Annotated in this window: 9 protein-coding genes; 4 read left to right on the top strand and 5 right to left on the bottom strand. The window is 40.2% G+C overall.

Going from position 1 to position 9740, the window contains the following annotated elements:
• Window positions 1–188 precede the first annotated feature (188 nt).
• From catA to B806_RS0106260, 3 genes are all read right to left on the bottom strand, one after another.
• Window positions 189–1109 (bottom strand): catechol 1,2-dioxygenase, encoded by a 921-nt coding sequence (gene catA / locus B806_RS0106270; RefSeq protein ID WP_025466674.1) that lies wholly within the window; start codon window positions 1107–1109, stop codon window positions 189–191.
• 161 nt (window positions 1110–1270) lie between these two features.
• Window positions 1271–1561 carry a muconolactone Delta-isomerase gene (gene catC / locus B806_RS0106265; RefSeq protein WP_003651954.1) on the bottom strand — a complete coding sequence of 97 codons (291 nt, stop codon included), beginning with the start codon at window positions 1559–1561 and terminating at the stop codon, window positions 1271–1273.
• Window positions 1562–1584: 23 nt separating this feature from the next.
• The gene (locus B806_RS0106260; protein ID WP_025466673.1) at window positions 1585–2691 is read right to left on the bottom strand and encodes a muconate/chloromuconate family cycloisomerase; all 1107 of its coding nucleotides are present in this window, start codon (window positions 2689–2691) and stop codon (window positions 1585–1587) included.
• 100 nt (window positions 2692–2791) lie between these two features.
• On the opposite strand from B806_RS0106260, the gene B806_RS0106255 reads away from it, so the two are divergent.
• Both B806_RS0106255 and B806_RS0106250 read left to right on the top strand, forming a co-directional pair.
• Entirely contained in the window at window positions 2792–3706 is a 915-nt protein-coding gene (locus B806_RS0106255) for a LysR family transcriptional regulator (RefSeq protein WP_017386078.1), read from the top strand.
• An 80-nt stretch (window positions 3707–3786) separates the two neighbouring features.
• Window positions 3787–4581 carry a TorF family putative porin gene (locus tag B806_RS0106250; RefSeq protein ID WP_017386079.1) on the top strand — a complete coding sequence of 265 codons (795 nt, stop codon included), beginning with the start codon at window positions 3787–3789 and terminating at the stop codon, window positions 4579–4581.
• 68 nt (window positions 4582–4649) lie between these two features.
• Here the strand turns inward: B806_RS0106250 and B806_RS0106245 are convergent, their stop codons facing one another.
• Both B806_RS0106245 and B806_RS0106240 read right to left on the bottom strand, forming a co-directional pair.
• The gene (locus B806_RS0106245) at window positions 4650–5366 is read right to left on the bottom strand and encodes a FadR/GntR family transcriptional regulator (protein ID WP_002113901.1); all 717 of its coding nucleotides are present in this window, start codon (window positions 5364–5366) and stop codon (window positions 4650–4652) included.
• An 83-nt stretch (window positions 5367–5449) separates the two neighbouring features.
• Window positions 5450–7183, bottom strand: coding sequence for an IlvD/Edd family dehydratase (locus B806_RS0106240; protein WP_017402767.1), 1734 nt, complete (start codon window positions 7181–7183; stop codon window positions 5450–5452).
• A 169-nt stretch (window positions 7184–7352) separates the two neighbouring features.
• Between B806_RS0106240 and abaQ the strand changes: the two genes are divergently transcribed.
• Together abaQ and araD1 are read left to right on the top strand one after the other, a co-directional pair.
• The gene (abaQ, locus tag B806_RS0106235) at window positions 7353–8657 is read left to right on the top strand and encodes a multidrug efflux MFS transporter AbaQ (protein WP_017402766.1); all 1305 of its coding nucleotides are present in this window, start codon (window positions 7353–7355) and stop codon (window positions 8655–8657) included.
• Window positions 8658–8667: 10 nt separating this feature from the next.
• Window positions 8668–9666, top strand: a complete 999-nt coding sequence (araD1, locus tag B806_RS0106230) for an AraD1 family protein (RefSeq protein ID WP_017402765.1) — start codon at window positions 8668–8670, stop codon at window positions 9664–9666.
• Window positions 9667–9740: the final 74 nt, after the last annotated feature.

Below are 9740 nucleotides of genomic sequence, written 5' to 3'. Positions count from 1 at the left end.
ATCTTTAATCTGCGATAGAACCTCGCTTAGTGAGGACTTACTTTTGTCAATCATGTGAGAAACCTTAGAGCATGAGGTAACGTGATGTATTACTACCGCTAAAAATTTATTTAAATTCTTAATGGTAGTAATAAATGGAATAAATTTTGTGAGTCAAAAGCGAACTTTTAACTCACATATATTTTCAATTAAGCACTAGCGCGACGACGTTCAACTTCAGTTGAAGGAGCAGCAGCGGCATCTTTAACAAGTTCAATGTTAAATGTGATGTGTTTGAAAGCGTGATCTAAACCACGACGTTGAATTTCAGCTGGGTCAGTTACATCAACTGCTGTTGCAACTAAGCCGTCACGGGTTGCGAAAGCAAAGTCATCCCATAAGTACTCATCACCCTCAATGTTGAATTGAGTAGTCAGCTTGCGGTAACCCGGTGCAGAAACGAAGTAATGAACGTGAGATGGACGGTTACCATGACGGCCTAATTTGTTAAGAAGGGCCTGAGTTGTACCTTCTGGCGGGCAACCATAACCTACAGGCATCGTCGTTAATGCAACATACTTACCATCAGCATCAGTTAAGATGGTACGACGTAAGTTAAAGTCAGATTGAGACTTATCAAAGAATGAGTAGTTACCCAAACTGTTGGCATGCCATACTTCAACTTTGGCATTTTCAATGATATTGCCATCAGTATCAGTTACGGTACCTTCAATAATTAAGGTATCGATTTTGCCAGATTCAGTACCATCATCCATACGAGCAAAACCAACGGTTTCATGCGCGCCAGCTACATAAAGTGGGCCTTCGATGGTACGCGGTGTGCCACCCGTAACGCCAGCTTTTGCATCAGCTTCATCTGCGCGTAAATCAAGATAGTGCTCTAAACCTAAGCCAGCTGCCAAAAGACCAAGTTCGTTTGCTTGACCTGCGTCTGTGAAATATTCCAAACCTTTCCATACTTCTGAAGGTTGAATATCTAAATCTTCGATGGCTTGAAATAAATCCCCGAGAAGGCGCACTACAATTTGTTGAACACGTGCATCAACTTCGCCTTTTGCAGTGTCGACATTCATTTGTTTTACAAGCGCATCAATTTGTTGACGGTTCATACTAAAACTCCTTAAGTATGCAATACGGTTTTGGGTGGTAGCACTGCGGGCATGTTGTTTTGCTAGCGAATAAGTGCTGCCACGTTCCTTGTTACCTTCTGAATAAATATATTTAGTTTTTGAATGTGCTTCAGACCACACACTCAAACTATTTTCTTAGATTACGAATCATCATCACGAACAGAAGAAGGGTGACGATTAAGTGCCATCACTTCGATGTTCATGTAAGGATAAAGAGGTAATCCCTGTAAAATATTGTGCAACTCTTCATTGCTCTCGACATCAAAAATACTAATGTTTGAGTACTGGCCTGTAACTCGCCAGATATGACGCCATTTACCTTGGCGTTGTAAATCTTGCGAATAAGCCTTTTCAACGGCCTTAATTTCATTTGCTTTGTCGGCTGGCATATCAAGTGGAATATGCACATCCATACGTACATGAAATAACATGGGAAACTCCTTATCCTATTGCCTTAACGACGTAACTTCTCGACTTTCTCTTCATCAATTTCAATGCCTAAGCCTGGAGCCGTTGGCAAGTGCAATTCAAAGTTTTCGTAACGTAGCGGTTCTTTCAAAATTTCTTCGGTAAGTAATAACGGACCAAATAATTCAGTACCAAACGCTAATGTTTCAAAGGTTGCAAACGCATGAGCAGAAGCAATGCTACCTACAGGGCCTTCAAGCATAGTGCCGCCATAAAGATCGATTCCTGCTAAACCTGCAATCTTGGCAACTTCACATGCCTCGATCAGACCACCTGATTGTTCAATTTTCACGGCAAATACATCTGCACCCTGACTTTTTGCAATACGATATGCGCTGTCAGGACCAGTTAAAGCTTCATCCGCCATGATTGCGACATCAAAACGTTGGGTGAGGCGAGCAAGTGCTTCAGTATTTTGAATAGCACAAGGCTGTTCAATTAAATCAATCCCGCCATCCTGTAGCTGTTGAATACCTTGAATACATTCCAGCTCTGACCATGCACGATTTACGTCAACGCGTACACTAATATCTGCACCGAGTGCTTTTTTAATTGCAATCACATGATCAACATCGTGTTGCAAAGGGCGTGAACCAATTTTGAGTTTGAACGTGTTATGACGTTTTAACTCAATCATTTTCCGAGCTTCAGCAATATCTTTTTCTGTGTCACCAGACGCGAGCGTCCAAAGTACAGGTAAACTATTACGCAGACGGCCACCTAAAACTTCACTTAATGGCACGCCTAAACGTTTTGCCTGAATATCAAGTAGAGCAGTCTGAATGGCACATTTCGCGAAACGGTTACCATTAATATTCTTACGAATCAGTTTTAGTGTTTGAGCAACATTTAAATCTTTAACTGATGCGAGTAATGGTGCAAAGTAAGTATCAATATTGGCTTTGACACTTTCAGGACTTTCTTCACCATAGTTCAGTCCACCAATGGTGGTCGCTTCACCCCAACCTACAATACCATCCGTGGTCGTAATTTTAACGAGCACCAAAGTCTGAGTACGCATGGTAGTCACAGACAACTGGTGAGGACGGATAGTTGGAATATCCACAAGTATGGTTTCTATGGTTCTATACATGAAGTTTCAACTATTTCAAACTTGTTTACATACCATAGAAGAATGTAATAGCCTAAAATAGATATAGAACGGTATTTTAAGATACTAAAAAGGTATATTAATGGAATTAAGACATCTACGTTATTTTGTTACCGTTGTGGAAGAACAAAGTCTCACAAAAGCGGCTGAGAAACTTTTTATTGCCCAGCCACCGCTCACGCGTCAAATTAAAAAACTAGAAGAAGAATTAGGTATTGATTTGTTTGTGAAAGGGTCGCGTCCATTAAAAGTGACAGAAGCTGGGCTGTTTTTTTACCAACATGCAGTACAAATTCTAACGCATACGGCTCAAGCAGCTTCTATGGCTAAAAAAATGAAGCTGGTCGAGAATGTTGTTAAAGTTGGCTATGTGAGTTCGCTTCTTTACGGGCGATTACCGCAGGTCATTTATCTATTTAGACAAAAAAATCCTGACATTCATGTCGAGCTTATTGAATGTGGTACACGAGATCAGGTCGAAGCTTTAAAGTTAGGCAAAATCGATTTAGGTTTTGGTCGATTGCCGATTAGCGATCCTGCCATTAAGCGACTTCTACTTAGAAAAGAAAAATTAAAGCTCGCGATTCATAAAAAACATCCTTTAAGTGAGTTCCAAGAATCAGGAATCTATTTATCTCAAATTATCAATGAGACAATTTTTTCTTATCCTACAACACCTAAACCGAATTTTTCGACCACTATTCAAGCTTTATTTACCAAATTAGGTCTTGTTCCCGCCAAACTGACTGAAGTCCGCGAAATTCATATGGCACTTGGCTTGGTGGCATCTGGAGAGGGTATTTGTATTATTCCAGAAAGCGCCTGTGACATTGGAATGAAGAATCTAACTTATTTAAATATCTTGGACTTAGAAGCCTATAGCCCCATTTCTCTATCGATGCGCAATATGGACCAAAGTTCGTATATTCCTAAAATCTTAGATTGTATTGAAGAGATCTATAGCGAAGAAGAAGTATCCAGAAATTTAAATTTATAACTTTTTAATACGTTTTAAATTGAATTATCATGTTATTTTAAAACTTTAAACCTATAGGTAATATTTAAAAGGATTATTAGATGAGAAAAATTTTAGGGATAGCTTCTCTTATTATGTCTACTGGTTTTGTACATGCTGAGCAAGTAAATGAACAAGAACAAATTTCTCCATACAGTGCTAATGTAACCTTCGCAAGTCAATATATATCACGTGGTTTTCAACAAACTTGGGGCAAGCCTGCATTACAAATTGGTCTAGATTATGCAAATCCGAATGGATTATTTGTGGGGACTTGGGCTTCAAATGTAAGTTCTAACTATCTTCGTGATGCTTCAGTTGAGTGGGATTTTTATACAGGTTATATAAAAACTTTTGATAAGTTTTCGGCTGGAATGACGGTTTTTTATTACTACTATCCGGGAGCTAAAAGTACACCTGAAACGGGGAGTACCAGTTATAACTATGGCGAAATTGTGCCTCAAATTGGTTATGGGCCTTTGACTCTTAAATATTTTATTACCTACACTCCAGATTATGCAGGCTATAACTCAGACACGATGGGTGGCACAGAAGGTAAACGTTCACGAGGAACAACTTACCTAGATTTAACTTTTACTCAGCCTATCAATGAGTCTTGGACTTTTGGTGCTCACTATGGCTATGAAAGAATTAAAAATTTCTCGGAAGCTAACTTTCAAGATATGAAAATCGAGCTGATTAAGGATTTAGGAGATGGCTGGACTACTGGCTTAGCCTATGCCAAAGCTTGGGACAAAGATGGTTTCTATAAAAAGTATAGTAATGGTGAACCTGATGCGCCAATTTCAAATCCGATTGATTCGACATTTACTGTCTCAGTTAAAAAGGTATTCTAATTTATAAATAAAAAAGCCTGATGACTCTATTTTGAGTGATCAGGCTTTAAATATTGAATACATAAAGATTATTTTTTAATTAAATCGTAAGCCATTTTGGTGTCGTCTAGCTGAACAAGTGAAGCATGGCGAGCCGAGAGCGGATCTTTATTTTCAATTGCGGTTAAAATCGCTTTATGTCTAGGTAGTGAATGGCCTTGTAAATTTGGGCGCAGACTAGTGACTTGAATGGATTGCTGCAAAGGTAAAACCAACATTTTTGACATATAAGCCAATAAGTCATTATGGGTTGCTTTGGCAATTGCCAAGTGAAATTGAATATCTGGCTCTATAAACTCTTCAACGGTTGTCGCTTTTTCCATCCCATCATAGGCATGTTTAATACGTTCAATATCTTCTTCGTTGGCCGTACTTGCGGCAATATAAGCAAGCTCAGGTTCCAACACGCGTCGTACGGTAGAAAGTGTTTTAAAAAATTCGTGTTCAGGTGTGGTTTGAATTAGCCAAAACAATACATCCGGGTCAAGTAAATGCCATTCTTCTTTAGGCCTCACCACCGTTCCAATTTTGGGTCTTGAGTAAGTTAAGCCTTTCGCGTTTAAAACACGAATTGCTTCGCGAAAGACAGGGCGGCTGACTTTATATTCCTCACATAAATCAACTTCACTCGGGAGCTTTTCATTTTCTGAAATTTCTCCAGAAACAATTTTTAATCCCAATTGTTGAACAATCAATGCATGTTGGCTTTTGCTTGGAATAGGATTTTTATAGTCAGCTTTACTCATATTTCACTATTACGACATGTTGAATATCCTATGGTATAGATGACCTTGTGTTTTAACAAGATCATCCTTTTCAAGAATAAATATTAATGAGAATGACGTGGAACTTCTGAGCCACGGCAACCGACCAAGAAATCAAAATCACAGCCCTCATCGGCTTGTAAAACATGTTCTACATAGAGCTTACGGTAACCGCCAATAAAACTTGGTGGAGCTGGTGGTGCTAAATTTTCAAGACGTTGCTTAAGTTCTTCATCACTCACTTCTAGGTGAAGTTTTCCAGCATAGGCATCAATTTCGATAAAGTCACCATTTTGAACTACGGCCAAAGGCCCACCCGCCATAGCTTCAGGGGCAACATGTAAAACGACCGTGCCATACGCTGTTCCACTCATTCGTGCGTCGGAAATACGAACCATGTCGGTAATGCCTTTGGCTAAAATTTTTGGTGGTAGTCCCATATTTCCAACCTCGGCCATGCCCGGATAACCTTTAGGGCCGGCATTTTTCATGACTAGAATACAAGTTTCATCGACATTAAGCTCTGGATCATTAATGCGGGTTTTATAATCATCAAAGTTTTCAAATACGACTGCACGACCACGGTGTTTCATCAACTCGGGTGTGGCAGCAGATGGTTTAAGCACCGCACCTTTAGGTGCTAAATTACCGCGTAAAATACACATACCGCCATCTTGTCGAATTGGATTATCTATTTTCCGAATCACTTCATCGTTATAAATAGGTGACTGTTGGCAGTTTTCCCAAATGGTTTGACCGTTTACGGTTAAAGCTTGAGGATGTGGTAAGAGATTAGCTTCACCCATACGACGAATCACGGCTGGCAAACCGCCGCTATAATAAAATTCTTCCATTAAAAAACGACCCGAAGGCTGTAAGTCAACAATTGTTGGCATGCCGCGGCCAACACGGTTCCAGTCATCAAGTTGTAAATCAACCCCAATGCGTCCAGCAATTGCTTTTAAGTGAATCACGGCGTTGGTTGAACCACCAATAGCTGCATTGACTTTAATCGCATTTTCAAAGGCTTCTTTGGTTAAGATTTTAGAAAGGCGTAAATCTTCATGAACCATGTCAACAATACGCATGCCAGAAAGATGAGCCAACACATAACGGCGCGAATCTACCGCTGGAATGGCTGCATTGTGTGGTAAAGAAGTGCCTAGGGCTTCAGCCATACACGCCATTGTAGAAGCCGTGCCCATGGTATTACATGTACCAGCTGAGCGTGACATACCAGATTCGGCAGACAGAAATTCATTTAAATCAATTTTTCCTGCTTTTAATTCTTCATGCATTTGCCAAACGATAGTACCTGCACCAATGTCTTTGCCTTTGTGCTTACCATTCAGCATGGGTCCGCCAGTCACTACAATGGCAGGAATATCACAACTTGCAGCACCCATTAATAAGGCAGGGGTGGTTTTGTCACAACCTGTCAGTAACACCACGCCGTCAATAGGGTTACCACGAATAGCTTCCTCAACATCCATACTGGCCAAGTTACGGGTAAACATGGCGGTAGGACGTAAATTAGACTCACCATTTGAAAACACAGGAAACTCAACAGGGTAGCCGCCCGCTTCTAAAATTCCTTTTTTTACATGTTCGGCAATTTTTCGAAAATGCGCATTACATGGGGTGAGTTCAGACCACGTATTACAAATTCCAATAATCGGTTTGCCTTGAAACTCATGATCTGGAATTCCTTGGTTCTTCATCCAGCTGCGATACATAAAGCCATTTTTATCCGTTGTACCAAACCAGGCAGCCGAACGAAGAACTTGTTTGTTATTCATACAAATTTCCCTATATAGTATTACTATTTAATTTAATTAAATTAAAAATACACCATAAATTTTATTTTTAAAAGGTTTGAAATTTAAATAGTATTACTATATTTTAAATTAAAAGGATAATTTACGAGCAAGATGCTCTATAAGTAAATAATAGGAAATGGAGTCGAACATGGATTTCGAAAAGGATGTAATACGGACGGTCACGTTTAAGCTGATACCTGCATTAGTCATACTATATCTGGTTGCATACATTGATCGGGCCGCTGTCGGGTTTGCCCATCTGCATATGGGTGCCGATGTAGGAATTGGTGATGCTGCCTATGGCCTAGGAGCTGGCTTATTTTTTATTGGATATTTTCTTTTTGAAGTTCCAAGTAATTTGCTTTTAGACAAATTTGGTGCTCGTAAATGGTTTACCCGCATTTTATTAACATGGGGCCTCATCACCATGGCCATGGCGCTTATTCAAGGCCCTAAAAGTTTTTATCTATTACGGTTTTTACTCGGTGTAGCAGAGGCAGGTTTTTTCCCTGGTGTTTTATATTTAATTACACAGTGGTATCCGGTGCGGCATCGCGGAAAAATCATGGGAATGTTTGTGCTTTCACAACCGATTGCCATGATGATTGCAGGGCCTTTAGCTGGTCTATTACTTGGAATGGATGGCATTGCAAATTTGCACGGCTGGCAATGGTTGTTTGTTGCAGTTGGCTTGCCCGCGGTTTTATTGGCTTTACCGACATTCCTGTGGTTGCCAGATAATATTGATAAAGTGAAATGGCTAAGCATTGAACAAAAACAATGGCTTAAAAATGAACTAGTTAAAGATGAAGCCGAATATGACCAAACCCGACATGCCAATCCATTGCATGCCTTAAAAGACAAACGCGTACTTTTATTAGCATTGTATTACTTACCAGTGACTTTAAGTATTTACGGTTTAAATCTGTGGTTGCCTTCTATTATCAAGCAATTTGGAGGCGGTACTGATCTTCAAATTGGCTTCCTATCTAGCATTCCCTACGTTTTTGGAATTATTGGTTTGTTAATTATTCCACGTAGTACCGATCGTCTAAATGACCGCTACGGACATTTAAGTTTTCTCTACGCACTAGGCGCTTGTGCAATGTTTTTAAGTGGTTGGCTAAATTCTCCAGTCATGCAATTGGCTGCTTTGGCTGTGGTTGCGTTCTGCCTATTTTCATCTACTGCCGTGTTTTGGACATTACCGGGCCGATTCTTAACAGGCGCAAGTGCAGCGGCTGGTATTGCCTTAATCAATTCTGTCGGAAATTTAGGTGGCTATGTCGGGCCATTTGGTATCGGACTTTTAAAAGAATACACGGGAAATATGGCTGCTGGTTTGTATTTCTTATCTATCGTCATGCTTTTTGGTCTGATTTTGACTTACATCGTCTATGCCAAGCTCGAACGTCAAAAAACACAAACAGTGAATATTCAAAAGCCTTTGTAAGGAATAAAACATGCAAATTATTCAATTTGAAAATCGTGCAAATCAACGTGCTGTCGCTAAAGTAGAAGGCAACATGGCATATCCGGTTAAAGATATTCAATCGGTTCGTGATTTAGCACTTTTAGCAATCCGCAATCAAGTTTCACTGGAACAGCAAGTTGAGGCGTTAGGCTTTGAAGTGGAAACCTATGATTATTCATCTTTATTAGCAGATTTAAAGGTATTGCCGCCTTTAGATCATCCAGACCCAACGCACTGTCTGGTGTCCGGTACAGGCTTAACCCATTTAGGTTCTGCATCTGCACGCGACAAAATGCATCAACAAAATTTAAGCGATGACAGCTCGGTGACCGACACCATGCGAATATTTCAATGGGGGCTACAAAAGGGGCGTCCAGCACAAGGTCAGATCGGGGCGCAGCCAGAATGGTTTTATAAAGGCGACGGTTCAATTGTGGTAAGGCCGGGAGCTGAATTACCTTTACCACCATTTGCCGAAGATGGCGGCGAAGAACCTGAAATCGCAGGCCTCTATGTGATTGGAGAAGACTTAAAGCCTTACCGAATCGGGTTTGCGCTGGGCAATGAATATTCTGACCATGTGATGGAGCGTCGTAATTATTTATATCTGGCGCATTCAAAATTACGTTTTTGTAGTTTTGGTCCAGCTTTACGAACAGGCGAATTACCAAAACATTTAGTCGGAACCAGCCGTTTGCGCCGTGATGGGCAAATCATTTGGGAAAAAGAGTTTTTGTCTGGTGAAGACAATATGTGCCATAGCTTGGCAAATCTGGAATATCACCACTTTAAGTATCAACAATTTTTAAAAGCGGGCGATGTACATATCCATTATTTCGGTACAGCCACTCTATCTTTTGCCGATGGTATTCAAGCGCAGGTTAATGATGAGTTTGAAATAGAAATGAAAGAGTTCGGTTATCCACTCAAAAACAAACTTGCTCATATGCAACCCGAGTTACCGATCGGTTCAGTTATTACTCTCTAAGGAATATAAAAATGGTCATTGGACACAACTTTATTGGCGGTTCACGCAGCGCACAAGGTACAACCTTATTAAAA

The sequence above is a fragment of the Acinetobacter sp. TG2027 genome, assembly GCF_000302435.1.
GTDB lineage: Bacteria > Pseudomonadota > Gammaproteobacteria > Pseudomonadales > Moraxellaceae > Acinetobacter > Acinetobacter pittii.
This window is presented reverse-complemented; position numbering and strand designations above follow the sequence as displayed.

Excerpts from the sequence above, each read along its gene's own strand:
- catA (WP_025466674.1), bottom strand. The coding sequence starts at position 1,109 with ATGAACCGTCAACAAATTGATGCGCTTGTAAAACAAATGAATGTCGAC.
- catC (WP_003651954.1), bottom strand. The coding sequence starts at position 1,561 with ATGTTATTTCATGTACGTATGGATGTGCATATTCCACTTGATATGCCA.
- B806_RS0106260 (WP_025466673.1), bottom strand. The coding sequence starts at position 2,691 with ATGTATAGAACCATAGAAACCATACTTGTGGATATTCCAACTATCCGT.
- B806_RS0106255 (WP_017386078.1), top strand. The coding sequence starts at position 2,792 with ATGGAATTAAGACATCTACGTTATTTTGTTACCGTTGTGGAAGAACAA.
- B806_RS0106250 (WP_017386079.1), top strand. The coding sequence starts at position 3,787 with ATGAGAAAAATTTTAGGGATAGCTTCTCTTATTATGTCTACTGGTTTT.
- B806_RS0106245 (WP_002113901.1), bottom strand. The coding sequence starts at position 5,366 with ATGAGTAAAGCTGACTATAAAAATCCTATTCCAAGCAAAAGCCAACAT.
- B806_RS0106240 (WP_017402767.1), bottom strand. The coding sequence starts at position 7,183 with ATGAATAACAAACAAGTTCTTCGTTCGGCTGCCTGGTTTGGTACAACG.
- abaQ (WP_017402766.1), top strand. The coding sequence starts at position 7,353 with ATGGATTTCGAAAAGGATGTAATACGGACGGTCACGTTTAAGCTGATA.
- araD1 (WP_017402765.1), top strand. The coding sequence starts at position 8,668 with ATGCAAATTATTCAATTTGAAAATCGTGCAAATCAACGTGCTGTCGCT.